This window comes from Undibacterium sp. Di26W, from assembly GCF_049340265.1.
GTDB lineage: Bacteria > Pseudomonadota > Gammaproteobacteria > Burkholderiales > Burkholderiaceae_D > Undibacterium.
This window is the reverse complement of the sequence record NZ_JBMPOR010000003.1, coordinates 223,526-249,582: the sequence shown is the minus strand read 5'-3', so window position 1 is coordinate 249,582 and position 26,057 is coordinate 223,526. Positions and strand designations below refer to the sequence as shown.

Annotated in this window: 28 protein-coding genes; 7 read left to right on the top strand and 21 right to left on the bottom strand. The window is 51.1% G+C overall.

Going from position 1 to position 26,057, the window contains the following annotated elements; all coding sequences use genetic code 11:
- Window positions 1-91: 91 nt before the first annotated feature.
- Window positions 92-1,135 (bottom strand): hypothetical protein, encoded by a 1,044-nt coding sequence (locus ACO0LM_RS05490; protein WP_423035028.1) that lies wholly within the window; start codon window positions 1,133-1,135, stop codon window positions 92-94.
- On the bottom strand, window positions 1,116-2,081 hold the full coding sequence (locus ACO0LM_RS05485; protein WP_423035026.1) for a hypothetical protein: 966 nt from the start codon (window positions 2,079-2,081) through the stop codon (window positions 1,116-1,118). The genes ACO0LM_RS05490 and ACO0LM_RS05485 overlap by 20 nt, the downstream gene beginning before the upstream one ends.
- A gap of 483 nt (window positions 2,082-2,564) precedes the next feature.
- Here ACO0LM_RS05485 and ACO0LM_RS05480 point away from each other — a divergent pair, with 483 nt between their 5' ends.
- Entirely contained in the window at window positions 2,565-2,888 is a 324-nt protein-coding gene (locus tag ACO0LM_RS05480) for a hypothetical protein (RefSeq protein ID WP_423035024.1), read from the top strand.
- A gap of 138 nt (window positions 2,889-3,026) precedes the next feature.
- Complete coding sequence (locus ACO0LM_RS05475; RefSeq protein ID WP_423035022.1) at window positions 3,027-3,584, top strand: exonuclease; 558 nt, start codon at window positions 3,027-3,029, stop codon at window positions 3,582-3,584.
- A gap of 96 nt (window positions 3,585-3,680) precedes the next feature.
- On the opposite strand, the gene ACO0LM_RS05470 is transcribed toward ACO0LM_RS05475, so the two are convergent.
- The 3 genes from ACO0LM_RS05470 to ACO0LM_RS05460 form a co-directional block, all read right to left on the bottom strand.
- Window positions 3,681-4,922, bottom strand: a complete 1,242-nt coding sequence (locus ACO0LM_RS05470) for a DUF3592 domain-containing protein (RefSeq protein ID WP_423035020.1) — start codon at window positions 4,920-4,922, stop codon at window positions 3,681-3,683.
- A 102-nt stretch (window positions 4,923-5,024) separates the two neighbouring features.
- On the bottom strand, window positions 5,025-5,852 hold the full coding sequence (gene proC, locus ACO0LM_RS05465) for a pyrroline-5-carboxylate reductase (protein ID WP_423035018.1): 828 nt from the start codon (window positions 5,850-5,852) through the stop codon (window positions 5,025-5,027).
- Entirely contained in the window at window positions 5,842-6,546 is a 705-nt protein-coding gene (locus ACO0LM_RS05460) for a YggS family pyridoxal phosphate-dependent enzyme (protein ID WP_423035016.1), read from the bottom strand. Before ACO0LM_RS05460 ends, proC begins: the two co-directional genes overlap by 11 nt.
- 160 nt (window positions 6,547-6,706) lie before the next feature.
- Here ACO0LM_RS05460 and ACO0LM_RS05455 point away from each other — a divergent pair, with 160 nt between their 5' ends.
- Genes ACO0LM_RS05455 through ACO0LM_RS05445 form a run of 3 tightly spaced genes read left to right on the top strand, consistent with a single transcriptional unit; the run spans window position 6,707 to window position 9,388 of the window.
- Window positions 6,707-7,750, top strand: coding sequence for a type IV pilus twitching motility protein PilT (locus ACO0LM_RS05455; protein WP_423035014.1), 1,044 nt, complete (start codon window positions 6,707-6,709; stop codon window positions 7,748-7,750).
- Window positions 7,751-7,772: 22 nt separating this feature from the next.
- Complete coding sequence (locus tag ACO0LM_RS05450; protein ID WP_423035012.1) at window positions 7,773-8,909, top strand: PilT/PilU family type 4a pilus ATPase; 1,137 nt, start codon at window positions 7,773-7,775, stop codon at window positions 8,907-8,909.
- Entirely contained in the window at window positions 8,906-9,388 is a 483-nt protein-coding gene (locus ACO0LM_RS05445) for a glutathione peroxidase (RefSeq protein WP_423035010.1), read from the top strand. Before ACO0LM_RS05450 ends, ACO0LM_RS05445 begins: the two co-directional genes overlap by 4 nt.
- Window positions 9,389-9,417: 29 nt before the next feature.
- On the opposite strand, the gene ACO0LM_RS05440 is transcribed toward ACO0LM_RS05445, so the two are convergent.
- The 10 genes from ACO0LM_RS05440 to rplM form a co-directional block, all read right to left on the bottom strand.
- Entirely contained in the window at window positions 9,418-9,954 is a 537-nt protein-coding gene (locus ACO0LM_RS05440) for a DUF2867 domain-containing protein (RefSeq protein ID WP_423035008.1), read from the bottom strand.
- Between the two features lie 3 nt (window positions 9,955-9,957).
- Window positions 9,958-11,247 carry a glycolate oxidase subunit GlcF gene (glcF, locus tag ACO0LM_RS05435; protein ID WP_423035006.1) on the bottom strand — a complete coding sequence of 430 codons (1,290 nt, stop codon included), beginning with the start codon at window positions 11,245-11,247 and terminating at the stop codon, window positions 9,958-9,960.
- A 6-nt stretch (window positions 11,248-11,253) separates the two neighbouring features.
- Entirely contained in the window at window positions 11,254-12,318 is a 1,065-nt protein-coding gene (glcE, locus tag ACO0LM_RS05430; protein ID WP_423035004.1) for a glycolate oxidase subunit GlcE, read from the bottom strand.
- A 39-nt stretch (window positions 12,319-12,357) separates the two neighbouring features.
- The gene (locus ACO0LM_RS05425) at window positions 12,358-13,839 is read right to left on the bottom strand and encodes an FAD-linked oxidase C-terminal domain-containing protein (RefSeq protein WP_423035002.1); all 1,482 of its coding nucleotides are present in this window, start codon (window positions 13,837-13,839) and stop codon (window positions 12,358-12,360) included.
- 229 nt (window positions 13,840-14,068) lie between these two features.
- Window positions 14,069-14,419: an iron-sulfur cluster insertion protein ErpA gene (gene erpA / locus ACO0LM_RS05420; RefSeq protein ID WP_110255173.1), complete on the bottom strand. Its 351-nt coding sequence runs from the start codon at window positions 14,417-14,419 to the stop codon at window positions 14,069-14,071.
- A gap of 49 nt (window positions 14,420-14,468) precedes the next feature.
- A complete protein-coding gene (locus ACO0LM_RS05415; protein WP_422983077.1) occupies window positions 14,469-14,858 on the bottom strand; it encodes a bactofilin family protein in 390 nt (129 codons plus the stop codon).
- An 87-nt stretch (window positions 14,859-14,945) separates the two neighbouring features.
- On the bottom strand, window positions 14,946-15,671 hold the full coding sequence (locus tag ACO0LM_RS05410; RefSeq protein WP_423035000.1) for a DUF6776 family protein: 726 nt from the start codon (window positions 15,669-15,671) through the stop codon (window positions 14,946-14,948).
- 20 nt (window positions 15,672-15,691) lie between these two features.
- Window positions 15,692-16,729 carry an N-acetyl-gamma-glutamyl-phosphate reductase gene (gene argC, locus ACO0LM_RS05405; protein WP_422983073.1) on the bottom strand — a complete coding sequence of 346 codons (1,038 nt, stop codon included), beginning with the start codon at window positions 16,727-16,729 and terminating at the stop codon, window positions 15,692-15,694.
- Window positions 16,730-16,883: 154 nt separating this feature from the next.
- Window positions 16,884-17,276 carry a 30S ribosomal protein S9 gene (rpsI, locus tag ACO0LM_RS05400; RefSeq protein ID WP_422983071.1) on the bottom strand — a complete coding sequence of 131 codons (393 nt, stop codon included), beginning with the start codon at window positions 17,274-17,276 and terminating at the stop codon, window positions 16,884-16,886.
- A gap of 9 nt (window positions 17,277-17,285) precedes the next feature.
- Complete coding sequence (gene rplM / locus ACO0LM_RS05395; protein ID WP_110255178.1) at window positions 17,286-17,714, bottom strand: 50S ribosomal protein L13; 429 nt, start codon at window positions 17,712-17,714, stop codon at window positions 17,286-17,288.
- 407 nt (window positions 17,715-18,121) lie between these two features.
- On the opposite strand from rplM, the gene ACO0LM_RS05390 reads away from it, so the two are divergent.
- Both ACO0LM_RS05390 and ACO0LM_RS05385 read left to right on the top strand, forming a co-directional pair.
- Complete coding sequence (locus tag ACO0LM_RS05390) at window positions 18,122-18,577, top strand: OsmC family protein (RefSeq protein ID WP_423034998.1); 456 nt, start codon at window positions 18,122-18,124, stop codon at window positions 18,575-18,577.
- 391 nt (window positions 18,578-18,968) lie between these two features.
- The gene (locus tag ACO0LM_RS05385) at window positions 18,969-19,217 is read left to right on the top strand and encodes a hypothetical protein (RefSeq protein ID WP_423034996.1); all 249 of its coding nucleotides are present in this window, start codon (window positions 18,969-18,971) and stop codon (window positions 19,215-19,217) included.
- 97 nt (window positions 19,218-19,314) lie between these two features.
- Here ACO0LM_RS05385 and ACO0LM_RS05380 read toward each other — a convergent pair whose 3' ends face one another.
- The 6 genes from ACO0LM_RS05380 to ACO0LM_RS05355 form a co-directional block, all read right to left on the bottom strand.
- On the bottom strand, window positions 19,315-20,121 hold the full coding sequence (locus ACO0LM_RS05380; RefSeq protein WP_423034994.1) for a BPSS1780 family membrane protein: 807 nt from the start codon (window positions 20,119-20,121) through the stop codon (window positions 19,315-19,317).
- Complete coding sequence (locus ACO0LM_RS05375; protein WP_423034992.1) at window positions 20,118-21,080, bottom strand: homoserine kinase; 963 nt, start codon at window positions 21,078-21,080, stop codon at window positions 20,118-20,120. Before ACO0LM_RS05375 ends, ACO0LM_RS05380 begins: the two co-directional genes overlap by 4 nt.
- 29 nt (window positions 21,081-21,109) lie before the next feature.
- Window positions 21,110-21,553, bottom strand: coding sequence for a hypothetical protein (locus ACO0LM_RS05370; protein WP_423034990.1), 444 nt, complete (start codon window positions 21,551-21,553; stop codon window positions 21,110-21,112).
- Window positions 21,554-21,759: 206 nt separating this feature from the next.
- Window positions 21,760-22,836, bottom strand: a complete 1,077-nt coding sequence (locus ACO0LM_RS05365; RefSeq protein WP_423034988.1) for a porin — start codon at window positions 22,834-22,836, stop codon at window positions 21,760-21,762.
- Window positions 22,837-23,216: 380 nt separating this feature from the next.
- Window positions 23,217-24,452, bottom strand: a complete 1,236-nt coding sequence (locus ACO0LM_RS05360; RefSeq protein ID WP_423034986.1) for a multidrug effflux MFS transporter — start codon at window positions 24,450-24,452, stop codon at window positions 23,217-23,219.
- Window positions 24,453-24,524: 72 nt separating this feature from the next.
- A complete protein-coding gene (locus ACO0LM_RS05355) occupies window positions 24,525-26,006 on the bottom strand; it encodes an NAD-dependent succinate-semialdehyde dehydrogenase (RefSeq protein WP_423034984.1) in 1,482 nt (493 codons plus the stop codon).
- Window positions 26,007-26,057: the final 51 nt, after the last annotated feature.

Below are 26,057 nucleotides of genomic sequence, written 5' to 3'. Positions count from 1 at the left end.
CGAAATGGTCTCTAGACCATGCGCATTTTGAGCAGCACATGAGCCCGCGTGGACTCCGATTGCGCACGCGCTTAAGATCGTAAGCAGGTTCTCAGGAATACGCACCCAGACTGTCGTCGGTCCTTATGTCATCACTCAGCATGACTGTGCTATTGCAATCGTAAAGATCGGCTTGGGCGGAAGGAGGATTTTGCGTGCTGTCTGTGCTATCTGCGTAGGCAGTTGCGGTATGCGTATTGAGCAGGATGTCGGCGTCGTTGCGGGTATCAGAAAAAGAGCCAGGTTCATACTGGACAGGGTTCGCTGCCGCGGTGTTGGAATTGTACAGATACGAATCCGCCAGCATGGCACCAGCCAGCGTATCTGCCTGTCGCTGCCTGGCCAGATTGCTCTGTACATTGTTTTGCATCATCGAATGGGCAGGAAAATCATGCGCCATGCTGTACCAGGCATAATTGTCATGATAAGTGGAATGCGCATAATATTGCCGACGCTGACGCCATTCCGTTTCAAGGTCTTTGCGCTTGACGGATGCCATGGTACTGCCACTGCCTGGCATGGCGACTGCGCGCTTGAAAAGCTGGTCGATATAACTGGTGACTTCTGCTGGTAAAGCGAGGTTGGTAGTCTGCGCTTTTTTCAGGACGCTGATGATATCTACGGTTTCCTGACGCTTTTTTTGCAAGGCATTGATTTGTTCACTGATGGCAGCCAGGTCCTGGTCCAGATTTTCCACCTTGTCCAGGTCAACCCGGGTATCAAAATAAAATGCCAGCCTGGTTTGCAAGGTGGCCAGAGCTTTGGCGCTACCAGGTCGCGGCAATATGCCCAGCCATGGCCGGTATTCTTCAAATGCGATCAATACCACGGCATCGACAAAGCCTGGGCAGACTGACTGCAATTGACTCAGGGTACTGGCATAAAATCCCGGCAACAAATCTTCCACCGTGCGCTTGATGAGGCGCTGCCTTTGCGCCTGCTTGTTTTCATGTTCTTGGTACAGATCCTCTATCTGCTGCTGCATCGCCAGCATGGCATTGTCCAGCGCCATGTAGACCACATCCATATAGGCCATGTCCCGGTGATAGGTTTTAAAATCAGCATCCCTGACCGGATCAACATTGGGTTTCAGCATGACTTGCTTTCTCTTGGTTGTCGCCATCTTCACGGCGCGATTGGAAATAATTGACGAAGTACTGGCGCAGGGCCGGCTTGTGCATTTCTGCATGCCATTCCAGCGGGCGACCGGCACGCATGCTCAAATCAGTCCAGGGATTGAAACCCAGGTCAGTAATGTCATGCATGCGTAAAAAATAACGGCGGTGGCGGGCATCCCCATGCCACAGATGGCGAATCTCTCCCCTTACCACACCCAGTTGACCTTGCACCTGTTGATAAAAACGCTGGCCCCAGACTTGCAGATGCGTAATCTGGGCATGATCATGCTTCAGCGCATTCTGTATGCAAAAGTTATAGTCGCCATATATCGCATGCGCCATGAAATGATCTGCGCTGCCGGAAATCGCTGCTTCATACAGGCCTGTACTGTCAAACAGGCTGCGTCGCATGGCCCAGCCATAGCCGGTATGTCCATGGCTATCATAACGTCCAGCCTGCAAGGAGGTGGGTTGTTCCTGCATGACGGCAGCGAACGAGGTAACACGGTCTGGCTGCTCATCGGCGGCACCATGGTCGGTACCATCCTGTGGCTGCCTTAGACAGGTTTCCCACACTTGCGCGACCGGATATTGTCGCAAAACAGCGACCAGTTCCCTGGCCCAGTTTTTATTGTCAAACAAAATATCGCAATCCAGCCATGCCACATAACGGCAACTGGCAGGCAACCACGAAGCAGCCAGATTCAGCAGACGCTCTTTCTGCCACAGCAAGGTCGAAGAACGCACCTGCAAGACATCCAGTGCAGCCGGCAATTCAAACGACGCATCACCAAACGCACATTCCACCGTAATACAAGTCACGCCCGCAGCACGCATGCCCTGCATGAACGCATCATAGTTTTGTCTGCGCGATAGATAGCGACAGGGATTGAAGTAAGTGGTAAGAACGACGAGTTCAGACATGGTGCGTTAACCTGATCATAAGCATTGCAGGATAATAACAAGATTTCAAAAGACGATGCGCGGATAAGCTATTTTTCTCAGGTCAAGGTGTGGACCTCACATAAGCATGTGACCTGCGCCTGGTTTCCTGTACTTTCGCAGAAACTGGCCAGGGCACCCGCAACAGTGTTTTTACTGCGCGTAACCTGGGCGTATTGACCTAATTGTTCCAATCATCAAACCTGCCTGATCTAGTGTGCAGTGCAAGACGTTTTGATAAAAAATTGGTGATCATTGTCGTGCTTGAGGGATTGGCGCGGTACCGCCTCTGAATGCATGCCGCTGCGATACTTTTTTGCTGATTGCGACAGGCAATATGTAGATAGGCGATATCATTCGCAAAATAAATTGCCAAATGAATAATATTAGTTTATATTTTCAAAATAGCAATTCACGCTTTCCATTCACAGGCAGGTCCGCGCCCGACTTCCATCAGGAGCACACATGATGCATATCCGTATGTTGTTGGTCTTCTCGCTGTTAATCACACTAATAATCACACTGTCTGCGTGTGATGGTGCCTGGTCCAGACCGCGCTATCAACTGATCACGGCAACCGATGGCAAGGTGTTTCGCCTGGATGCGCAAAGTGGTACGGTCCACTACGTCACACCCGAAAAAATGCTGGCGCTGAACGACGAATTACCCACCTTGCACGTAGGCACGTATTATCAGATGAGCGACGTCAGCGGTAACGCCCGTTATCTCAAGTATCTGGGAAATGCCCGCTTTGAAAAAAGTCAATTGGGCACGCAGGTAAATCGCTGAATGTGGGCAGCCCGAAGCAGATATCAGGTCACACCAAACATCACGCGGTTCTATCAATATCTGGAAGAATATGAAAAAAATTGACACCGCAAGCCGATTGCCCAGAAGCCTGCTATCGCCCATACGACACGACTGACCATGACAGAAATTTACATCAGCACCGATGTGGAAACTGACGGCCCCATTCCCGGACCACATTCCATGCTCAGCCTGGGGTCGGCTGCCTACACCGCAGACAAGCAGATGATTTCCACCTTCAGCGTCAACCTCGCCTGTTTGCCGGGTGCAACTGCCGATCCCAAAACAGCCGCCTGGTGGAAAACCCAGCCGGAAGCATGGGCAGCCTGCCGCCAGGATATCGAAGACCCGGCCACGGCCATGCCGCGTTATGTCAGCTGGATTAAAACCTTGCCGGGAAAACCAGTGTTCGTCGCTTATCCAGCCGGTTTCGATTTTCTGTTTGTGTACTGGTATTTGATACGCTTTGCCGGTGAAAGCCCATTCAGTCACTTGGCGCTGGACATGAAAAGCTTTGCCATGGCGCTGATGAAAACCGATTATCGCGACAGCACCAAACGCAATATGCCCAAGCACTGGTTTGATCCCTTGCCACATACCCATGTCGCACTGGATGATGCAATTGAACAAGGTGCCTTATTCTGCAATATGCTGAAACAGAATCGCAACACCCTCTGACTTGTAGAGTAAGCTGAATGAGCGCAGACTATCAAGATACAACAACGATCAGCCAAGATGATAGGCAGATTTCGCAACGACTGTGTTATTGCGTTGTTATACCTCATGGGACTTGACGCCAAAACGTGAGAGATGACTCACCATATCCGCAATCTCCGCCGAGCCGACCTCTGGCCCTATGCCACGTGTTACAGGCAAGATAAATCCTAGTTCGTGGTTCAATATCTTTATCCGCAGTTTCCAGATGATTTTCTGTTTGCCTTTATCCCAGAAAGCGCTTGCCTGAAGGTGATCCGGCAGATTCAAACTGGCATCCAGGCAAGATGCCGCATGCATGATCGGTCGCGTCGTCAAGGTTTCAGACCACAATATTTTGGTATCGGTATCCTCTCCCCTGCTGTCTTCATACAGGCATTCAATACTGGTATGCGCATCGTATGACATGGATGGGGTGTGCATGCGCTGCCCCAGCGGGGTGAAAAAATGCAAACGTATTCTGCAGTCAGTGTTCCCAATCGCAGGCAACTGCGACATGCTCAGCGCTGTCTTGCCTACACGCCAACGCAGGTAAGCCTGACGCACCGCATAATAGGCGATCAACACACCGGCAAGTGGAAACACCAGCAATAGCCAACGCACACCGAAACCCCCACCTGATAGCGCCAGCAACACCAAAGGTAAGGTCAACATATTCCACACCAAAGCGAACAGTCCGGCGGCCAGAGCACCGCTGGGTTCGGGTTTGAGCAACCCGCGCTGTAGCGAGGGATTCACCACCTGATCCCTTAGCTGCTTATCAGCGGGGTTTTCATCAAAGACGGGCTTGCGCCAGATCACCCACAGGGCCCAGCAGGCCCCCAGAGCAACGGCTGGAAACAGGAAGGCAAAAGGAATCAGAAACAGTAAACGTTTCAGGCGAATCTGGCGATCCACCACGGCAAATTCTGGTTGTTGCGGGTCCACCCACACATTGATGTTCTGGTTAGTAGCCTGTGCACGTTGCAATTCTGCATACCAGTCTTGCTGGTAAGAGCCGATATTGTCGCTGCTGTCGCCACCGATATTGATACGGTGACTGCGAAATTCCTTGCCCTGATACTGGTAGACAAATTCGCCCAACACTTGCCAGGTCGTGCTTTCACCATCGTGTCGTTTTAATGCCAGCTTTTCTATCCTGGCAGGCACGGCAACCAGAGATGCTGCTCGCCACCAGCCCATCAGCATTCTTGTCATCGGCAAGACACCGACTTCAACGCCACCAAAACCAAAGACCAGAGCAAAAACCAGGGCGAAGGCACTTAATCCCAATTTAGAACTTATTGTTTTTATTTTTGTCATGCTCGCAATGTAGCAAAACACATTGTGCAGCGCAACATTACTGGATTTCCATGATGTCGGCGTACAACACCATGGAAAAAAACTACCCACAAAGATACAGAACTAAGCCTGCTGCCCGAATTCGTCTCCCAATTCCTTGCCGCGTGCGGCAGCCGCCTTGATGGCAGCCACGATGGCAGGTTTGACGCCAGCCGCTTCCATACTGGTCAGGGCGGCATAGGTGGTACCGCCTTTTGATGTCACCCTGTCACGCAATACGGCAACCGGCTCGATGGAATGCAATGCCAGTTGGGATGCGCCATTAAATGTGGCAATCGCCAGTTGCACGCCCTGCTCGGGACTCAGGCCCAGTTCCTGGGCTGCCTGCTGCATGGCTTCAATAAAATAGAACACGTAGGCAGGGCCACTGCCAGACACGGCAGTGACGGCATCCAGCAGGCTTTCATCCTCCAGCCAGGTGGTCAGGCCCACGGCTTGCATGATCTGTTCGGCTGTCAGTTTTTCGGCTGCACTTACGCCTGGCAAGGCATACAAGCCCGTGATACCTTTACTGATCAGGGCTGGGGTATTCGGCATGGTGCGTACGATCTTGGCATAGCCATTCAGCCAGCGCGACATGTCAGCCGCACGGATGCCTGCCGCAATCGAAATCAGTAACTGATTTTTCAGGTAAGGTGTCAGTTCTGCCACGACATCACGCAGATTTTGCGGTTTGACCGCCAGAATAATCGCGTCGACACCCTGCAGCCTGTCATCTATCGCCATCGCCGTGCTGACACCAAATTCAGTCTCCATGCGGGTCAGGGATTGTTGGTTTACATCCACCACATGGATATGTTCAGCGCTGGTTAATTCGCTGATCAGGCCACCGATCAGTGCGTTTGCCATATTGCCGCCACCAATAAAGGCGATTTTGAGTTTATCTTGCATAATTCCTGCTTCCAAAGATTGCCGTGCCTACCCGCACCATGGTACTGCCTTCTGCAATTGCCGCGTGCAGATCGCTGCTCATGCCCATGGACAGGGTGTCGAGTGCTATCCCGGCGGCCTGTATGGACTGGCTTAATTCTTTCAACTGACGAAATGCCAGTCTTTGCTGTTGCTGATCGTCACTGGCTTCTGGTACGGCCATCAAACCGCGCAAGCTCAGGCGTGGCAAACAGGCAATCTGTTGCGCAAGGTCTAGCGCCTCCGCTGGTAACACGCCGCTCTTGCTTTCTTCGCCACTAATATTGACTTGCAGACAAATATTCAAGGCTGGCAAATGATCTGGCCTTTGTTCGGAAAGACGCCGGGCGATTTTTTCCCTGTCTACCGAATGCACCCAGGCAAAGTGTTCGGCAATGGGTCGGGTCTTGTTGCTTTGTATAGGGCCGATAAAATGCCATTCCAGCGGCCATTGTGGTGCCATGGCCTGCACTGCCTGTATCTTGTCCAGGGCTTCCTGCAGATAATTCTCGCCAAAGCGGCGTTGCCCTGCTGCGGCAGCCTGCAGCACGGCTTCGGCACCAAAAGTTTTGGAAACTGCCAGTAATTCTACCTGGCTGGGGTCACGCCCACTCTCCAGCGCATAAGCATGGATATGCGCAAGTACGGCTTGCAAGTTGTCAGAAATTGAGGACATAATCGGGGAAGCAATAATCAATCAAATTCGTTGCGGATTTCTGCCATAAACAGCTTACTATGGCGATAACCTTACCACTATCGCCCTTAAAACCTGTTTTTAAAGCTTTAGAATCAGTCAACAACGCAGTCAACAACGATAACCACTAGCGGAATTATAAATGGACATTTCAGAACTGCTGGCGTTCTCTGTCAAGAACAATGCCTCCGATTTACACTTATCTTCCGGTTTGCCGCCTATGATACGGGTACATGGCGACGTCAGGCGCATCAATCTGCCACCGCTGGAACATAAAGATGTCCATGAATTGATTTATGACATCATGAACGATTCGCAGCGCAAAGCTTATGAAGAAACGCTGGAGTGCGATTTTTCCTTCTCTATCCCGGGTCTGGCACGCTTCCGTGTGAATGCCTTTAACCAGGAACGTGGCCCGGCAGCGGTTATGCGTACCATTCCATCCAAGATTCTGTCGCTGGAACAATTAAATACGCCACGCATTTTTGCGGATCTGGCGTTGAAGCCGCGCGGTCTGGTGCTGGTGACAGGACCAACCGGTTCCGGTAAATCAACAACCCTGGCGGCCATGGTCAACCATCTCAATGAAAATGAGTATGGGCATATCCTGACGGTCGAGGACCCGATCGAATTTGTGCATGAATCCAAGAAATGCCTGATCAACCAGCGTGAAGTCGGTCCGCACACCATGTCTTTCAACAATGCGTTGCGTTCGGCATTGCGTGAAGATCCTGACGCCATTCTGGTGGGTGAGTTGCGTGATCTGGAAACCATACGCCTGGCATTAACTGCCGCCGAAACCGGTCACTTGGTGTTCGGTACACTGCATACCTCTTCCGCTGCAAAAACCATTGATCGTATTGTCGACGTTTTCCCGGGTGAAGAAAAAGAAATGGTGCGTTCGATGTTGTCTGAATCTCTGCAGGCCGTCATTTCACAAACCCTGCTGAAGACCAAGGATGGCTCCGGTCGTGTGGCGGCACATGAAATCATGATAGGTACACCGGCGATCCGTAACCTGATACGTGAAGCCAAAGTGGCGCAGATGTATTCGGCCATCCAGACCGGTAGCAATGTCGGCATGCAGACGCTGGACCAAAACCTGATAGATCTGGTGCGCAGAAATGTGATCTCTATCGGTGCTGCACGCTTTGCAGCTAAACTCCCGGAAAATTTCCCCGGTTAACTGCTTACAGGACGGCATTCACATGGAACGCGACCAGGCTACCAAATTCATGCACGATTTGCTCAGGCTGATGCTGAGCAAAAACGGCTCTGACTTGTTTATTACTGCAGACTTCCCTCCGGCTTTCAAGATAGATGGCCGTGTCACCCCGGTGTCCAACCAGCCTTTGTCACCGGCACATACTGTCGATCTGGCGCGCGCCATCATGAACGACAAACAGTCCGCAGAGTTTGAGGCGAGCAAGGAATGTAATTTCGCGATCAGCCCGGCGGGCATGGGGCGTTTCCGCGTCTCGGCCTTCATGCAGCAGGGTCGTGTTGGCCTGGTATTGCGGACGATTACGACCGCCATTCCCAAGCTGGAAGACCTGGGTTTGCCAGGCAATCTCAAAGAAATCGCCATGACCAAACGCGGTCTGGTGATCATGGTAGGTGCGACCGGTTCCGGTAAATCAACTTCGCTGGCCGCCATGCTGGGATACCGGAATGCGAATAGCTATGGCCACATCATCACTATCGAAGACCCGATAGAATATGTGCATCCACATATGAACTGCATCATCACCCAGCGTGAAGTCGGGATTGATACCCAGGACTGGGGTGCTGCATTGAAAAATTCCCTGCGCCAGGCCCCGGATGTAATCCAGATCGGTGAGATACGTGACCGCGAAACCATGGATTTTGCAGTTGCCTTTGCAGAAACCGGCCATCTTTGCCTGGCTACCCTGCATGCCAACAGTTCCAACCAGGCGCTGGACCGTATCATCAACTTCTTCCCGGAAGAACGTCGCGCCCAGTTGCTGATGGATTTGTCGCTGAATCTGAAGGCAGTCATTTCCCAGCGCCTGATTCCCCTGAAGGGACGCAAGGGTCGTGCTGCGGCGGTTGAAATCATGCTCAATACACCGCTGGTGTCTGACCTGATCTTTAAAGGCCAGGTGCATGAACTCAAGGAAATCATGAAAAAATCCCGTGAGCTGGGTATGCAGACCTTCGATCAGTCGCTGTTTGACTTGCATGAAGCTGACCAGATCACGTATGAAGATGCCTTGCGCAATGCTGACTCTGTCAATGAACTGCGCCTGGCCATCATGTTACAAGGCAAGGATGCCAAAGACCGTGACCTGAATGCAGGCACCAAACATCTGGGGATAGTATGAGCGCGCTGGAATTCAATGCCAATAACCTGCAAGGTCAGCCGGTTGATCTAAAACAGTATGCAGGCAAAGTCGTACTGATCGTCAATACAGCCAGCAATTGCGGTTTTACCCCGCAATACAAGGGACTGGAAGCCATCTACCAGCAATTCAAGGACAAGGGTGTGGAAGTGCTGGGCTTTCCCTGCAACCAGTTCGGCCATCAGGAGCCCGGCTCTGCCGACGAGATTGGGGCTTTCTGTGAAAAAAATTACGGTGTCACTTTCCCCCTGTTTGACAAGATTGATGTGAATGGCGATAAGGCGCACCCGTTGTTCCAGCATTTGAAAGCCCAGGCACCAGGCTTGCTGGGCAGCCAATCCATCAAATGGAACTTCACCAAGTTCCTGGTTAAGAAAGATGGTAGCGTGTTCAAACGCTATGCACCACAAACTGCGCCAAAGGACTTGCTGGACGACATAGAAAAGTTGCTGGTGGAGTGATGAGAAAAGTCTCTGGATAACATCTCAAATCACAAGCGCCCCGCCAGTATTGCTTGCCTTATCAGGTACTTTAGCCCCCAGCGATGAAAGGGGCGTATCAGTTGTATATAGACTCGCCCAAACCAATTGTGAGTCAGGCAGACCGTGGACACTACGATAGCGACGGTCTGTTCCTCTTCTACACGCACTATGGAAAGCCGGAAATCCAGATGGCTGTTGTCTCGGCCTGCAACCAATTCATCTGAACTCAGAAAAAAAATAGGCCAAGCGCCTATTTTTTCGCCCACTTTGTAATCTGATCTCATACTCGGGTGCATAATTTCTGCCCTGTCTGCCACTGCGACTCCAAACATGGATGCCAGGTAATTACGGCTCAGGATGACTAACTTCATCCATGTTGGCCTGTGCATGAAAATCCCGTGAAATGCATCGATAACTGACAACTCGCAACGACAAAGCTCAGTTCTATAGGAGTCGCGATAATAGGCAGCATGAACTACATCAGGCATCAACACACTTTGCTGTGGATGTCCGCATTCGCTAAGGAGTTCACGCTGGCTGGACATATGTCACTCAGCTTTATTAACAGCATTTGCCACACTGTCCACTTCAGGCAAACCCTTACTTATCTCGGCGGCGTGCAATGCCAGATCAATCAGCTCCACCCAATGCCTGACAGGCGTGTCTGTCCCCGATTGCAAATGTGTCAGGCAACCTATATTCGCCGACAAAATCATCTCTGCATCCGTTGCTTCCAGACTGCGTAATTTGTTATCCCGCAATTGATAGGAAAGCTTGGGTTGCAAGACAGAATAAGTACCGGCAGAACCACAGCACAAGTGGCTGTCAGCACAAAGCTGTACATCAATACCCAGCGCCGTCAGCAAGCCTTCTACCTTGCCACGTATCTGCTGCCCGTGTTGCAAGGTACAGGGCGGATGCCAGGCAATGCGCTTACTGATTTTGCCTTGCAGGCGACGCACCAGCTCGTCCTGGAATGTAGGTAATATCTCGCTCAAGTCCAGCGTCAATGTGGATATTTTTTTCGCCTTGTCGGCATAGACGGCATCATGGGCCAGCAAATGACCGTATTCCTTGACAGTCACGCCACAGCCGGATGCGGTCATGACAATAGCTTCGGCACCCGCTTCTACATATGGCCACCAGGCATCGATATTGCGGCGCATGTCATCCAGCCCATCTTCCTGCGCATTCAGGTGATAACGTATGGCACCACAGCAGCCAGCCTTCGACGCTACCTGCAGTTGCACCCCCAGCGCATCCAGCACACGGGCAGTGGCAGCATTGATGTTTGGCGACATGGATGGTTGCACGCAACCATCCAGCAGCAGCATCTTGCGTGCATGTTCTGCCTGCGGCCATACCCCAGCTTCTTGCGCTACCGGTATCTTGTTTTGCAAGACGCGTGGCAACATGGGGCGCAGGCTTTGTCCCATTTTCATGGCGGGTGCAAACAACCATTTACGCGGCAATAACTGCTTCAAGGCAGAACGGCTGATACGCTGCAGCAAAGGGCGGCTGACTTGCTGTTCGACCACCTGACGACCAATATCCACCAGGCGACCATACTGCACCCCGGATGGACAGGTAGTTTCGCAATTGCGGCAAGTCAGGCAACGGTCCAGATGCTGCTGCGTCTTCTGTGTTGCAGGCTTGCCTTCCAGTACCTGCTTGATCAGGTAAATGCGACCACGCGGCCCATCCAGTTCATCACCCAGCAGTTGATAGGTGGGACAGGTCGCGGTGCAAAATCCGCAATGCACGCATTTACGCAAAATGTCTTCGGCTTCCTTGCCTTCGCGGGTATCTTTGATGAAATCAGCGAGATTGGTTTGCATAATTGTTCAAAATCCTTTGTACATGCGACCGGGATTAAATATCCCGGCGGGATCAAATACCTGCTTCAAGCGCTGATGAATTTTTTCCAGAGTTGCGGACAAAGGGGCAAATACACCCAGGCTTTTGTCACCGCCACGGAACAGGCAGGCATGCCCACCCGCAGCCAGTGCATTCAGGCGTATCAGCTCCGGCTTTTCATTACTGTATAACCAGCGCTGCGCTCCCCCCCATTCGATCATGGATTTACCGCTCAGACGGACAGGCGTGGCGGTGGAAGGCAAAGACAGCCGCCACAAGCCTTGCTCTTCATCCTGCGAGAAAAAATCATGCGTCTGTTCGCGCAGGCTGATCCAGAATTCGGCCGCGTCCTGCATCTCTTCTCCACCCAGCCGGACTTTGGCAGCGCGTACCGCAGCCTCGGCCCCGGACAGGCGCAACATCAGGCGTCCGACCTGCCAGCAACTGCCTGAAATCGGCAAGGCCTGGCCCGCCCATTGATTCAGGCGCGTAATCGCATCCGCTTCCGACAAGGCAAACACCAAGGTGGTTTCAGCAAACGGGCGCGGCAATACCTTGACCGATATGTCCAGCAGCAAACCCAGGCAGCCCATGGAACCAGTCAGCAAACGCGAGACATCATAGCCAGCGACATTCTTCATGACCTGTCCACCAAACTCCAGCACGTCTCCCCTGCCATCCATCAGGCTGGCACCCAGCACAAAATCGCGTACAGCGCCTGCGGCAGGCCGCCTGGGACCAGACAAGCCTGCAGCGATCACACCACCCAGGGTGGCCGCAGTACCCCAATGCGGCGGTTCAAATGCCAGCATTTGGTTGTGTTCTGCCAGCGCAGCTTCAATGTCTTGCAAACGGGTACCGCTGCGTGCCGTCAGTACCAGTTCGGTCGGATCATATGCCAGGATGCCCTGATAGGCGGTGGTGTCCAATAGTTCGCCATGCAACTCCTGCCCGTACCAGCGCTTGCTGCCGCTGCCCTGGATTTGCAGTGCCGTCTGCTGATTGCTTGCAGCAAGTACGCGCTCACGAAAATTTTCTACGATGCTTTGCATGCCATATTCCGAAATAAATTTTTGACCTTGAAACAAGCTCTAAAAGCGTGGCAAATCCGGGAACTTCACTGCCCCTTTTTTTACATGCATGCGACCATATTCTGCACACCGGTGCAGGGTAGGAATCGCCTTATCCGGATTCAGTAAAACTGCAGGATCAAAAGCCCGCTTCAATGCCAGGAAGGCGGTGATTTCTTCACTGGAAAACTGCACGCACATGGAATTGATTTTCTCTATGCCTACCCCGTGTTCACCGGTGATGGTACCGCCTACCGTCACGCAGAGTTCAAGTATCTCGGCACCAAACAGTTCAGCCTGGTGGAATTCGCCTTCCTTGTTGGCGTCAAATAAAATCAGGGGATGCAGGTTGCCGTCACCGGCATGAAACACATTCGCGCAGCGCAAGCCGTATTTCTTTTCCATCTCGCCGATACCAATCAATACCCGCGCCAGATGCTTGCGCGGAATCGTACCGTCCATGCAGTAATAGTCAGGCGATATCCGACCCGCTGCGGGGAAGGCATTCTTGCGACCAGACCAGAAACGCAGGCGCTCGGCTTCGCTGGTGGACACCGCCAGTGCGGTGGCACCAGCCCGTTCCAGCACGGCGCTCATACGTCCTATTTCTTCTTCCACCTCTTCTATGGTGCCGTCCGATTCACATAGCAGGATAGCTTCGGCTTCGGTGTCGTAACCGGCATTCACAAAGGGCTCGACCATGCGTGATGAGGTCTTGTCCATCATCTCCAGTCCGGCGGGAATGATGCCGGCAGCGATCACGCTGGCAACCGCATTGCCGCCTTTGACGACATCGTCAAACGAAGCCATGATGACGCGCGCCGTCTGCGGCTTGGGAATCAGCCTGACCGTCACTTCGGTAACAATGCCCAGCATGCCTTCGGAACCGATGAACACCGCCAGCAAATCCAGCCCCGGTGCATCCAGCGCGCCACCGCCGAGTTCAATGATGTCCCCTTCCATAGTCACGGCACGCACTGCCATCACATTGTGTACCGTCAGGCCGTATTTCAGGCAATGCACACCACCGGAATTTTCTGCCACGTTGCCGCCTATGGTGCAGGCGATCTGTGACGAAGGGTCGGGCGCATAATACAAACCATGTTTGGTAACCGCTTCGGAAATGGCCAGGTTACGCACGCCCGGTTGTACTACGGCAGTCCGTGCATAGGCATCCACCTTGAGAATGCGGTTCAGCCTGGCCGTGGACAATACCAGGCCATCGGCAATCGGCATGGCACCGCCAGACAGACCCGTGCCTGCGCCACGCGGCACGATGGCGATCTGCATTTCCCGGCAGATGTTGATGATGCTGATGACCTGGCTTTCATTCTCTGGCAGGGTCACCACCATGGGCAACTGACGATAGGCAGCCAGGCCATCACATTCATAGGGTCGGGTATCTTCTTCATCATGCAAAATACAATGCGCGGGCAGCTGCCGGCGCAAAGCCTGCACCAGCGCATGCTGGCGTGAAGATATGGCAAGTGTGGCTGCCTCCATACTAACTCCTGTTTGTGAAGACTCACTGCATCAATAGGAATGCTGTGAGCTACAGATGAGTGTAATCAGCTTTGCCGGTCTTGTGATGAATTGTTCAGTGAAATTGCCGCAAATACTTTTCATTGTGCTTTGCAGAGACAGTGAAAACAGGATGTGATTGCAAAAACAAAAAAGGACGCCGCAGCGTCCTTTTTCATACATGCCAATATTCAGGCCATATCAAACTACATCAGGCAGAGAACGAAGAACCGCAGCCACAAGTGGTGGTTGCATTCGGGTTTTTGATCACAAATTGCGCACCTTCAAGGTCGTCTTTGTAATCGATTTCTGCACCAACCAGATACTGGTAGCTCATGGAATCGATTAACAGATGGACTCCGTTCTTGGTCATGGTCGTATCATCTTCATTGGTGATTTCATCAAAAGTGAAACCATACTGAAAACCTGAGCAACCACCGCCTTGCACAAACACGCGCAGTTTCAGGTCAGGGTTACCCTCTTCTTCGATCAACTGGGCTACCTTGGCAGCGGCGCTTTCAGTAAAAACAATGGGTGCGGGCATTTCGGCAACAGCGTTCATACATTACTCCTTCAAACTAGTTACCGTCATTATAGACCCGCAAGCAAAACTATGCATTGCTCGCTGCAAGTTTCAGGACGGGTTCTTGCGCCAGGTCATGCGATAGCTTGCCGGAAACCACTGCACCGCTCAGCATTTCCAGGGTTTTATAGTGAACATCACCAGAAATTTGCGCTTTTGGTTGCAATTCCAGTAATTCTGACGAGAAAACTGGTCCATTGATGACACCATTGACAACAATATGTGCAGCACGGACTTCACCGTCTATCGTTGCCTGTTCAGAAATAACCAGCATGCTGGACGATTCCAGGTCAGAAGAAACATTGCCACGTATATGTCCGTCAATACGCAGGCCGCCTTTGAACATCAGGTCACCTTCAATAACGGTCGTGGCGCCAATCAGGCTGTCTATGGTGCTTTTGCTTTTTCGATTAAACATTCTTGCTTCCTCTTGAGGAATTAAGCCAGAACCCGCGGCGTATGAGAAGTGCTATTTTTAGCAATTGCAGCAGTTTCTTTGCGTGGTTTATAAATTGACCGTTTGCTGAGCCCGGATCTGGCCATTTGCCAATACCTTGGCCTGCACACCTTTGACCGATGCTCCCTCTGGCAGGGAAATTGTTCCCTCCAGTCGCTGATAATGCCGGAATGATAATTTTAACTTCCCGGCATCACCCGACTTAGGATCGGGAAACAGCATCGTAGCAGGTTTACCAGCTTGTACCAAGTTCAGGCTGAATTGCATTTCCCCGGCGAAATCCCGCCCGGTTTTACCCCCTTGCATGACCAGAGCGCGATAGCGCAGCTGTCCGGGGCTTAGTATTTCAACTTTGAAATTTTGCAGGGAAATGCCTTCTGCACTTACTGCAGACGGGGTCAGACTTTCAAAAAAAGCCAGGTCATCCTTGAGTTTCAGGTTTTCTGTAGTCAGGGCCTTGACCTGGTCGGTCAATTCCTTTTGCGTGGACTTGTCGATGTTGACCTTGCTGTCTATAGTATTGGCTGACAGCGACAGCTTGTCACGCTCGGCAGTCAGTTCCTCTACCTTCTTATTCAACTGTTCGACTTGCCCTGCGCTGATCTTGCTACCGAAAGCAAAGTTTTTACCCAAGTCATACGTCCACCATGCCACTACGGCAGCAACGCCTATCACCACCCCGGCCATGGCCAACTTGGTGGTCCAGGGTTTTTCATTGGTAATGGTCATTTTCGGTGCCAGATAGCGCCGCTGAGCGTAACGTGATTTAGTCATGGTCCTGGGATGGTCAGGGATTAAGGCATGACGGGCACATGCATCAGCCCGGTAGTTTCTTCCAGCCCAAACATCAGGTTCATACACTGGACCGCCTGGCCTGAGGCGCCCTTCACCAGATTATCCTGCACCACCAGCACAATCACGGTATTGCCATTGTTTGGCCTGTGCAGTGCTAAGCGCAGCATATTCGATGCGCGGGTGGAACGGGTTTCAGGGTGCGCGCCAAATGGCATCACATCCACAAATGGCTCATCCTTGTAGGCATCTTCAAACAGGGATTGCAATTGCTCGTTGCTGGTTTCGCTATTCAAGCGCGCATACAGGGTTGAATGCATGCCACGTATCATCGGCACCAGATGCGGTGTGAACAGCAGGCCAATCGCGTCTTTGCTCATGGCTTGCAATTGTTCCACGGTCTCTGGTGTATGGCGATGGCCAGATACGCCATAGGCTTTAAAGCTATCGCTGGTTTCAGAAAACAGCAGGCCCAGCTCAGCTTTTCTGCCAGCACCCGACACGCCAGATTTACAATCAGCAATCAGATTGCCTGCATCAATAATGCCCGCCTTCAGCAGCGGATAAAAGCCCAGTTGCATGGTGGTCGGGTAGCAACCAGGGTTGCCTATCACTCGCGCCGACTTGATGGCTGCGCGATTCAATTCCGGCAAACCATACACCGCTTCTTCCAGCACATTGGTGCAGGTATGCGGGATGCCATACCATTTTTCAAATTCTGCCACATTCTTCATACGGAAGTCTGCCGCCAGGTCAATCACCTTTACGCCTGCCGCCAGCAATTCTGGTGCCTGTGCCATGGCGACGCCATGCGGGGTCGCAAAAAACACGACATCGCATTGTTTCAGGTTAGCTTTGTCCGGTGAAGTAAAAGCGATGTCCACGCGGCCACGCAAGGATGGGTACATCTCGGACACCAGCAAGCCATCTTCCTTACGCGAGGTAATGGCAGTAATCTGTGCCTGCGGATGCGATGCGAGTATCCGCAGCAACTCCACACCGGTATAACCTGTACCTCCGACAATGCCTATTTTGATCATGATCTTTTCCTTGCAAGCAATTTTGACGCTATTCTAACAGCAGAAGACTTGAACCTGATATTCAGTATAAAACTCGTTACATGTATGACATAAGCCACGCCCAAAGCAAAAAAGCCGCCCATCCAGGCGGCTTTTTCGTTCCAGCGGGAAAAAATTAACGCTTGGAGAATTGCTTTGCGCGACGTGCTTTGCGCAGACCAACTTTTTTACGTTCAACTTCGCGAGCATCACGAGTAACGAAGCCAGCTTTGGACAATTCAGGTTTCAAAGTTGCATCGTAGTCGATCAGGGCACGAGTGATACCGTGACGAACAGCACCGGATTGGCCGGATTCGCCGCCGCCGTGAACGTTAACCATAATGTCGAATGTTTCGAGATTATTAGTCAGTTCCAGAGGTTGACGAATGACCATCAGACCAGTTTCACGAGAGAAATACTCATTAGCTGGTTTGCCGTTGACAACGATTTTGCCGCTGCCGGATTTCAGGAATACGCGAGCAACTGCGCTCTTGCGACGGCCAGTTCCGTAGTTGTAATTACCGATCATGGCTAATCCTTAGATGTCGAGTACTTGTGGTTGCTGAGCTGCGTGCGGATGTGTTGCATCTGCATAGACTTTCAGCTTCTTGATCATTGCATAGCCGAGTGGGCCTTTAGGCAGCATGCCTTTAACAGCTTTCTCGAGTGCACGACCTGGAAAACGCTCTTGCATTTTCTGGAAATTTGTTTCATAGATACCGCCTGGATAACCAGTGTGACGGTAGTATGTTTTGTTCAGAGCTTTAGTACCTGTCACGCGCAGTTTGCCTGCGTTAACAACAACGATAAAATCGCCTGTGTCTACGTGTGGTGTAAATTCTGGTTTATGCTTGCCGCGTAAACGGAGTGCCACTTCGCTGGCAACACGTCCGAGTACTTTATCTGTCGCGTCAATCACGAACCAGTCGCGCTGAACCTCATGGCCCTTAGCGGAAAAGGTTTTCATGTTGAATCCTAATAAAAGTTAAAAACGCCCTGAATATTCTGTGTTTTTGGTGGTTCTGCCACTAATTTCAGCAGACTCGTCCTTATCACTTCTCCCTGGGGCGATCAGGGAGTCGGAAATTATAGTATTTTCAAAGACTTAGTGCAAGGATTGTTTAATTTTTGTGCAGATGCCTTTATAAAAAGGCAAAAAAAACCCGAAGACTAGCTTCGGGTTGAATCCACCAAAGGAGTAGGTGGAGGAGACAATTGCTTGGCAGTTAAGGGCAAGAAGCATTAACTAACCGATGAGTCAATAATAGGACAAGAAATTGTGCGGTGCAAGGTAATTTACCGTTTTGGTGCACAAAGTCAGAATTTTGCTCGTTAGGCTACAATCTGTAACAAATGTAATTTCAAGGAGGAAAAATGGAAGCAACTGTACGCTGGACAGGTTTGTCCGGCATGTCTTTTCTGGCAGAGACCGGCTCGGGTCATGCCGTGTTGATGGATGGCGCACCGGATGGCGGTGGTCGTAACCTGGCACCACGGCCGATGGAAATGGTGTTATTGGGTACAGGCGGCTGCAGCGCCTATGACGTCGTACTGATATTACGCAAAAGCAAGCAGGACATCCGTGGCTGCGAGGTCAAACTGACAGCAGATCGTGCCGACACAGAACCCAAGGTCTTCACCAAGATCAATTTTCACTTCATTGTGCGGGGCCGCCAATTGAAACCGAATCTGGTGGAGCGTGCCATCAAGCTGTCGCATGAGAAATACTGTTCGGCATCCATCATGCTGGAAAAAACGGCACAAATGACGCACAGCTTCGAGATTATTGAAGACCTCGATCTGCCTTCGGAGCATCAGTCAGCAGACTGATTTGAACAGGCTGGAATGCGCTTTACACATGAAAAATGGAATGAAGCCAGTTTTTTTGTTTCACATACTGAAAATGTGAAAATTTGTGATATCTTAAAGAGGCTCGACTATCCACTTCAGTTGCCTGTTATTCGTGAAGAAACTGAGGTTAAAGAGACGTTATTCTGGATCGAGGTGGCTTTCTCCCTGCATGGGATGGAGTGCCTGCACAGATGCTAATAAGGTCGATCAGTTTTGCGTTGGAACACAGTCGCGGGACACGATTTCGCGCCGATTATGAAACTCCAGCGTATCAAGAAGTTCTAATGAGTACACTAGAACAGCCAAATTAAGACTGATCTAATGAATAAATTGGAAACGGTGCAATAAAGTTAATTAAAAGGTGATTCAAATGGCTAATTTGATTGAACTTCCATTAAAAAATGGTCTGATCGAGTACTTGAATGCGATAGATTCAAGCGTAATTATGTTGGAATCTCACAAAAATGACCCTGTCAGTACAATGGCTAATTTTGGTTTGAACCAGGTAGAGCAAGTCGCCTTATTGTCTGGCAACAGGGTAGTCGTTGCCACGGTAGTAGGCATTTCCGCTCAGGACGCGTCTCCACTGGATACCATCGAAATTAATCCGTTTCCTTGACAAGAGATTCCGCTAACTTTAACGCCTGGTGTCGCTAAAGTTGTGAGCGTCAATCCTGTACGAAATACGCTCACCCAAAAATCTGTGTCAGGCTGATCTATCCTGGCGGCATTTCCGGATTTTGTGGGGTTTCTGACTGCGGTTTATCCGGCCTGCCAAAAATAGTTGTGTAGGTCGGATAAAACGAGCAATACATCACCACCGTCAGCACCAGCGACACCGGTATCATCACCAGCAAACCGATGGCGACCTGCCCCACGACGGCAGCCGTTATCATGCCCAATAAAGTCGGCCCAAAAACGCCGATCAACAGCCATGCCAGTCCATACACCGTGAATGCCAGACCGGTACGCTGGACAGCAAAGAAACTGTAAAACACGGCTTTGCCCACCGACATTCTGCCCCAGGTGATCAGGGGCGCGGCAAACCAGAATGCCATCATGGCCGGAAGATAGACCAGACCTGCTACCAGCATACCCAAAAACAATTTACCCTTGGGTAGGGTTTCGGGGTCTTCTGGCGTCATTGCAAAAATAAAATTCAAGAATATACCGTCATCCGCCAGGCTGGACAGGCCGATTGCCAACATTGCCGCCAGCACATACAGCACACCCAGGCTCAACAGGCGCAGCAATCCTTCGGACCGGAATCCCGTCAACAACAGATCGGGATACACCCGCTTATCATCCTCGATTTGACTACAGGCTTGCATGAAGCTCATGGCAAATACTGGCACCAGCATCAAGGGCAGGAACCGACCGGCAAAAGGAATGAAACCTATCACCAGGCTTAAAAACATGTAGGCAAAAAACAGTGTCAGCATTTCGGCTGGCTGTTTGCCAAACAGCGTGAAACCTTGTTTCACCCATCCCCATCCGGACGCGGCATCAACTGCATTCATCATTGAACCGGTAAAGGGGACACGCTGGCGGACTCTCTTAAACGAAGTATGCGTTCAAAATGACCAGGATCATGCGGCGTCAGCATTTCTGCATCCCGTGGTTGGTAAAAATCATACAGGCGCGACAGCCAGAAACGCAGTGCGGCTGCACGCAACATAGGCTGCCACGCAATACCTTCTTCCTGCGTGAACGGCCTTACTGCATGATAGGCGTTCAACAGCGCCAGCACACGCTTTTCATCCAGTACACCGGTGGTCACATCAATACACCAGTCATTGACAGTCACTGCCACATCAAATATCCAGGTGTCGCAACCGGCAAAATAAAAATCAAAGAAGCCGGTCAGGCGATCGCCATCAAACATCACATTGTTGCGGAACAGGTCGGCATGAATCGGGCCACGTGGCAAGGCACGATAGATGGCTGTGCTGTCAAAGGCATCCTGGAAATGCACTTCGGCACGCAACAGATGCTGCAATTCATCGGACAGGAAAGGCAAGACCTTGGGTGTAGTTTCATGCCACCAGTCCAGCGACCGTAAATTGGGCTGCTGTATGCTGAAATCCTGCCCTGCCAGATGCATACGCGCCAGCATGCTGCCGACTTCTGCACAGTGTTGCGCCTGTGGCTCCATCTGCGAGCGGCCTTCGAGTTTGCTGACGATTGCTGCGGGCTTGCCATGCAGTGCCACCACCAGTTCACCCTGATCATTGGCAATCGGTGCTGGCACCAATACGCCATGGTCAGCCAGGTGACGCATCAACTTCAAATAAAACGGCAGTTGTTCGAAATTCAGATTTTCGAAAATCGTCAGGACAAACTCACCCGCTTCAGTTGTGATGAAGAAATTGCTGTTTTCAATTCCTGAAGCGATACCCTTGATGCCCAGCGCTTTGCCAAGCGGGTATTGTTTCATCCAGGGGCCAAGGTCTTCCAGACTTACCGGTGTAAAAACTGCCATGTTATTTAAAATGAAGGACGAATAAAAATTTATTTGCTGACCGCAGAACTGGCAGGAGCCGGCTTGGCCGGTGCTGCTGGTGGCAGCACATCAGGTGGATTGCCTTCCTTGGCTTCTTTCTTGCCACCAAATTCCAGGATGGTCCATTGCGCAGCGCGGTTCGAGTCACCCTGGACGGTTCCCTTGGGTGCATTACCGTATTCAGGGTTGGCCTTCACGGTATAGTTGCTTTTGCCAGCCTTGACTTGGGCTTCAGTGACTTTACCGCCGCTACTGCGCTTTTCTACTACTTTGTTTTTTGGTTCAGGCTTGGCGACAGTCACGCCTGGCTCATTGCTGATTTCTTCGAGTTTTTCCAGCTTCGGGGGCACCGGGTCCACTTTGGATGGCGTTTGTGCCATCGCAGCCATACTCACCAGTAAAGCAGCCAGGTTGGCCAGCGCACCAGCGACGATGTTCGATGTTGTTTTCATGATACAGCCCTGTTCAACTAAGTATATGGACATTGTAACAAACCCGGCATGGACTGACAGAAATATCGGCCACGGGTCTGTATCAATGCATCAAAGCGGTGATTGCCAGCATCCTGGCAACGCAGAAAAAAAGAGGCGCTGTCTCAAAAGACAGCGCCTCTTTTAGTATCAGTACCAGTCAGGTCGCAACCCGACTGACAAGGATATTAGAACTGGTGACGTACACCGAATGTCAATTCTTTTACGTCAGCGCCTTTAATTGCTGCGCCCACTTTTTGGGAATTGGCATCTTGTGATGTACTTGCGAAAGCAGCATACAGGTCAGTACGCTTGGAGAATGTGTACTGATAACCGACAGCGAATTGCTTGGCATCGCCAACTGTGTCTGTTGTAGCAGCAGACAGACGTGTGGAGTCTTTGATCTTGGAGTAAGTAGCCAGAACTTTGTTTGTTGCATCAAAAGGAACTGTCACACCCACAGTGAAGATCTTTTGATCAACAGCCAGAACAGCGTCATCGCTCACTTTTTGATAGATCAAAACTGGTTTCGCTACGCCGAAGTCGTAGGAAGCAGCCAGTGTATTACCTTTACGTGCATTGACTGGGCCACCAACTGCAGCTTGACCATTGTCTTTGACGAAAGAGTAACCAACATCCAGGCCATTGGCTGTGTAACGCAGGTTCAGACCCAGGGAACGGCCAGCAGAATTGTCACCAGCGGCTTCGCCGAAGCCATATTGACCAACAGCAGAGAAACCGTTCAGGTTGCCTGGTGTGTAGTAATAGATGGCATTGCTTGCGCGACCTGATGAGTTGGCGTTAGCACCAGCAACGGTTGCAGTGCCACCGATGAAGTACAGGCTGGACAAACCACTGCCGCTGTTGATGTAGCCGGATGCAAACGGATCAAAGTTGTCGAAGAATTTGAAAGTTGGAGTCTTGTCACGGCCCAGATCTACGGAACCGAAATCGCCAGACAAACCAACTGTGGAGCGACGGCCAAATGTACGGCCTTGTGCAGAGCTACCATCATCAACGTTCAGACCCATTTCCAGAACGAAGTTGGCTTTCAGGCCGCCACCGAGGTCTTCAGTACCTTTGAAGCCCAGACGGGAACCGTTTTCCTGACCACTCTGGAGTTTGTTGAAACGGCCAGCAACTGTACCGTTATCCAGACTTTGGAAGCCAGCGTCAACAATACCGTAGATAGTAACGGAAGATTGAGCAAACGCTGCACCGGAGAAAGCACTCATCAGAGCAAGTGCAAGGAAGGATTTTTTCATTATCTAGTTTCCAAAAATGAATGTTAAGTTTTCACCAATTGATTTCAAGCGCGGTAAAAACAGAATGACAGGTGTTTTACAGCCTTGAATCGGTAAGAGATCCAATGACAAGCGGCACGATACCTGCGAAAAGTGACAACTTGATGAATTCGGCGTGTCTAAAAAGCTACACTCTATATAAGTCCGCTTTAAAAGAACACGATGGATATCTTATTTGCATATGCAAAAAAAATTGAAGTAAATCTCATGTAAATCAAATGTTACAGGATGAAATTTAACAATTTGCTGCAAAGCACCAATTATATATGGTCAGCAAAAGATATTTCAAGTAACTGACTCAAAATTTATTTATTACTTACTCAATCAATACTATTTTGCATTTATTCTACCGTTTCCCATGCATTCTGGTTTTGTGCGGTCATGGCACGCCAATAAGCACGTCCCGTGTACCACATCACGGCTGCAATTGCGGTGCATCCCAACTGCCCCAGTGCCAGCGTCAACACTGAATGATCCAGTGCCGGGGCCACAACACCGGCAATCACAGCCCCCAGCATGGTCACTGTCGCTGATTGGCAGGAAGCGACTATGCCCCTTATGTTAGGAAACAGATCCAAAACTAGCAAAGTTGCACCAGGAGCAACCAAAGACATGCCAAAAGTATAAAAAAACAAAGGCGTTACTGACCACAGCAATACGGGAGCTGAGAAAAAATGGAAGACGACATTGAATACCGCCGCCCCCAGCAAGAAGCAAAAACCGATGCTGACCTGTTTCCAGACCGTCATTTTTCCAGCCAGGCGGTTAGCTGCCAGGGCACCAAAGAAAATACCACCCACCGACGGTACGAACTGCCAGCCAAACTGGTCTGGTCCCAGATGCAAATGCTGGGTGATAAACGCGGGCGCGGCAGACACATACAAAAACAGACCAGCAAAATTAAAGGCGATGGTGCCTGCCTTCAAATGGAATAGCGGTGATTTGAAGACTTTTTTATAACTTTCCCACAAAAATTCTGCGCTGAAAGGCTGTCGTTTATCTAGTGGCAGCGATTCTGGCAGGTACTTGTAGCTGGCCCACCACAATACGATGGTGTAGCCGAACAATAATAGAAAAATGGCACGCCAACTCGCAAAACTTACCACCCAGCCCCCCAAAATAGGGGCGATTGCGGGGGCAATCGAAAAAATCATGGTCACCAGGGATAACAGGCGCTCTGCCGGCGCGCCCGCATACAAATCACGTATGATGGCTCGCCCAACCACCATGCCGGCACCGGCTGACACGCCCTGCAGAATACGAAAACCCCACAGATAATGGATACTGTGTACGGAAGCGCAGCCAAAACTGGCCACCGCAAAGACCGCCAGTGCCACCAGAATCACGTTACGTCGGCCAAAGGCATCAGACAAGGCCCCATGCCATAAGGTCATGACAGCAAACGACAGCATATAAGCCGTCAGGGTTTGCTGTACCTCCAGCGCGCTGGCGTGCAGGGTTGCCTGGATATTCGGGAATGCCGGTAAATAGGTATCAATCGAAAATGGGCCCAACATGGCCAGGGCAGCCAATAAGGTCGCCAGGCCAGCATTACTGACTTTGGTAGCAGAAGACATGGTTACTATTCAGGTTACACGCCACGCAGGCAAGAAACCCGCGTGGTCGTCTTGGGTACTGCATGACGGGATTTATATTCCGCCCATGCACAGGTACTTCATTTCCAGGTATTCATCCATGCCATATTTGGAGCCTTCACGCCCCAGGCCGGATTGTTTGACGCCGCCAAACGGTGCCACTTCGTTCGAGATCAGGCCAGTATTGATACCGACCATGCCATATTCAAGTTTTTCAGCAACCCGCCAGACGCGTCCTATGTCACGTGAATAAAAATACGAGGCCAGGCCAAAATCCGTGTTGTTGGCAGCAGCAACGGCTTCATCCTCAGTCTTGAACTTGACCACGGCAGCCACCGGGCCAAAAGTTTCTTCATTCATGATCAACATGCCAGATGTGACATTCGACAGCACCGTTGGTTCATAAAAAAGTTTCCCGGATTCAAGCAATTTACCACCTGCCTGCAAACTTGCCCCCTGTTTCAGGGCGTCGGCGACATGTTCTTCGACCTTGGCTACGGCCTGCGCATCGATCATCGGCCCCTGGTTGATGCCAGTCGCAAAGCCATCACCGACCTTGATTCTCTTGGCACCGGCTGCCAGTTTTTCTACAAAGGCATCGTAAATCGATTCATGCGCATAAAACCGGTTGGTACAGACACAGGTCTGGCCAGAATTGCGGAATTTCGACTGCAATGCGCCTTCCACTGCAGCATCCAGGTCTGCATCTTCAAACACGATAAACGGGGCATGCCCGCCAAGCTCCAGCGCCATTTTTTTCACTGTCTGTGCTGACTGCCGCATCAGGATACGACCAACCGGTGTTGAACCGGTGAAGGACAAATGACGTACCACAGGGCTGTCACATAAAACCTTGCCGACAACGATGGATTGTTCAGAATCAGCCGTGATGATATTGATGATACCTGCTGGTATGCCAGCTCTGTGCGCCAGTTCAGCCATGGCCAGTGCCGACAAGGGTGTCTGTTCTGCAGGTTTGATGACGATGGAACAACCGGCCGCAACGGCAGGTGCCACCTTGCGCGTAATCATGGCGATAGGGAAGTTCCATGGCGTAATGGAAGCACAGACACCAATCGGCTGCTTCAATACCACCATACGCTTGTCGCTCCAGGTCGATGCCATGACATCGCCGGATACCCGTTTGGCTTCTTCGGCAAACCATTCTATGAAACTGGCACCGTAGATGACCTCGCCCTTGGCTTCAGCCAAAGGCTTACCCTGCTCTGCCGTCATGATGGCGGCCAGGTCATCGGCATTCTCTATCATCAGGTCAAACCATTTGCGCATCAGATTGGCGCGCTCTTTACCGGTTTTTGCAGCCCACAGCGGGAAGGCGACTTGTGCGGCCTTGATGGCGACTTCAGTATGGCTGGCATCCAGATTCGGCACTGTACCCAATATTGCCAATGTGGAAGGGTTGTTCACTTCAAAATTGGCTGAACCTGTGACCCACTCACCATTAATATAGGCGCGGTCACGCAATAAGGATGGATCTTTCAAATTCAATTGCTTTGCTATTGCTTCTTGTGACATCAGAGTATCTCCACTTTTTGCAAACGACAGGAATACCTGTAAGCCTAAAGC

What these genes read in the sequence shown, in the direction of transcription:
- ACO0LM_RS05490 (WP_423035028.1), bottom strand. Translation starts at nt 1,135, where the DNA reads ATGCTGAAACCCAATGTTGATCCGGTCAGGGATGCTGATTTTAAAACC.
- ACO0LM_RS05485 (WP_423035026.1), bottom strand. Translation starts at nt 2,081, where the DNA reads ATGTCTGAACTCGTCGTTCTTACCACTTACTTCAATCCCTGTCGCTAT.
- ACO0LM_RS05480 (WP_423035024.1), top strand. Translation starts at nt 2,565, where the DNA reads ATGATGCATATCCGTATGTTGTTGGTCTTCTCGCTGTTAATCACACTA.
- ACO0LM_RS05475 (WP_423035022.1), top strand. Translation starts at nt 3,027, where the DNA reads ATGACAGAAATTTACATCAGCACCGATGTGGAAACTGACGGCCCCATT.
- ACO0LM_RS05470 (WP_423035020.1), bottom strand. Translation starts at nt 4,922, where the DNA reads ATGACAAAAATAAAAACAATAAGTTCTAAATTGGGATTAAGTGCCTTC.
- proC (WP_423035018.1), bottom strand. Translation starts at nt 5,852, where the DNA reads ATGCAAGATAAACTCAAAATCGCCTTTATTGGTGGCGGCAATATGGCA.
- ACO0LM_RS05460 (WP_423035016.1), bottom strand. Translation starts at nt 6,546, where the DNA reads ATGTCCTCAATTTCTGACAACTTGCAAGCCGTACTTGCGCATATCCAT.
- ACO0LM_RS05455 (WP_423035014.1), top strand. Translation starts at nt 6,707, where the DNA reads ATGGACATTTCAGAACTGCTGGCGTTCTCTGTCAAGAACAATGCCTCC.
- ACO0LM_RS05450 (WP_423035012.1), top strand. Translation starts at nt 7,773, where the DNA reads ATGGAACGCGACCAGGCTACCAAATTCATGCACGATTTGCTCAGGCTG.
- ACO0LM_RS05445 (WP_423035010.1), top strand. Translation starts at nt 8,906, where the DNA reads ATGAGCGCGCTGGAATTCAATGCCAATAACCTGCAAGGTCAGCCGGTT.
- ACO0LM_RS05440 (WP_423035008.1), bottom strand. Translation starts at nt 9,954, where the DNA reads ATGTCCAGCCAGCGTGAACTCCTTAGCGAATGCGGACATCCACAGCAA.
- glcF (WP_423035006.1), bottom strand. Translation starts at nt 11,247, where the DNA reads ATGCAAACCAATCTCGCTGATTTCATCAAAGATACCCGCGAAGGCAAG.
- glcE (WP_423035004.1), bottom strand. Translation starts at nt 12,318, where the DNA reads ATGCAAAGCATCGTAGAAAATTTTCGTGAGCGCGTACTTGCTGCAAGC.
- ACO0LM_RS05425 (WP_423035002.1), bottom strand. Translation starts at nt 13,839, where the DNA reads ATGGAGGCAGCCACACTTGCCATATCTTCACGCCAGCATGCGCTGGTG.
- erpA (WP_110255173.1), bottom strand. Translation starts at nt 14,419, where the DNA reads ATGAACGCTGTTGCCGAAATGCCCGCACCCATTGTTTTTACTGAAAGC.
- ACO0LM_RS05415 (WP_422983077.1), bottom strand. Translation starts at nt 14,858, where the DNA reads ATGTTTAATCGAAAAAGCAAAAGCACCATAGACAGCCTGATTGGCGCC.
- ACO0LM_RS05410 (WP_423035000.1), bottom strand. Translation starts at nt 15,671, where the DNA reads ATGACTAAATCACGTTACGCTCAGCGGCGCTATCTGGCACCGAAAATG.
- argC (WP_422983073.1), bottom strand. Translation starts at nt 16,729, where the DNA reads ATGATCAAAATAGGCATTGTCGGAGGTACAGGTTATACCGGTGTGGAG.
- rpsI (WP_422983071.1), bottom strand. Translation starts at nt 17,276, where the DNA reads ATGATCGGTAATTACAACTACGGAACTGGCCGTCGCAAGAGCGCAGTT.
- rplM (WP_110255178.1), bottom strand. Translation starts at nt 17,714, where the DNA reads ATGAAAACCTTTTCCGCTAAGGGCCATGAGGTTCAGCGCGACTGGTTC.
- ACO0LM_RS05390 (WP_423034998.1), top strand. Translation starts at nt 18,122, where the DNA reads ATGGAAGCAACTGTACGCTGGACAGGTTTGTCCGGCATGTCTTTTCTG.
- ACO0LM_RS05385 (WP_423034996.1), top strand. Translation starts at nt 18,969, where the DNA reads ATGGCTAATTTGATTGAACTTCCATTAAAAAATGGTCTGATCGAGTAC.
- ACO0LM_RS05380 (WP_423034994.1), bottom strand. Translation starts at nt 20,121, where the DNA reads ATGATGAATGCAGTTGATGCCGCGTCCGGATGGGGATGGGTGAAACAA.
- ACO0LM_RS05375 (WP_423034992.1), bottom strand. Translation starts at nt 21,080, where the DNA reads ATGGCAGTTTTTACACCGGTAAGTCTGGAAGACCTTGGCCCCTGGATG.
- ACO0LM_RS05370 (WP_423034990.1), bottom strand. Translation starts at nt 21,553, where the DNA reads ATGAAAACAACATCGAACATCGTCGCTGGTGCGCTGGCCAACCTGGCT.
- ACO0LM_RS05365 (WP_423034988.1), bottom strand. Translation starts at nt 22,836, where the DNA reads ATGAAAAAATCCTTCCTTGCACTTGCTCTGATGAGTGCTTTCTCCGGT.
- ACO0LM_RS05360 (WP_423034986.1), bottom strand. Translation starts at nt 24,452, where the DNA reads ATGTCTTCTGCTACCAAAGTCAGTAATGCTGGCCTGGCGACCTTATTG.
- ACO0LM_RS05355 (WP_423034984.1), bottom strand. Translation starts at nt 26,006, where the DNA reads ATGTCACAAGAAGCAATAGCAAAGCAATTGAATTTGAAAGATCCATCC.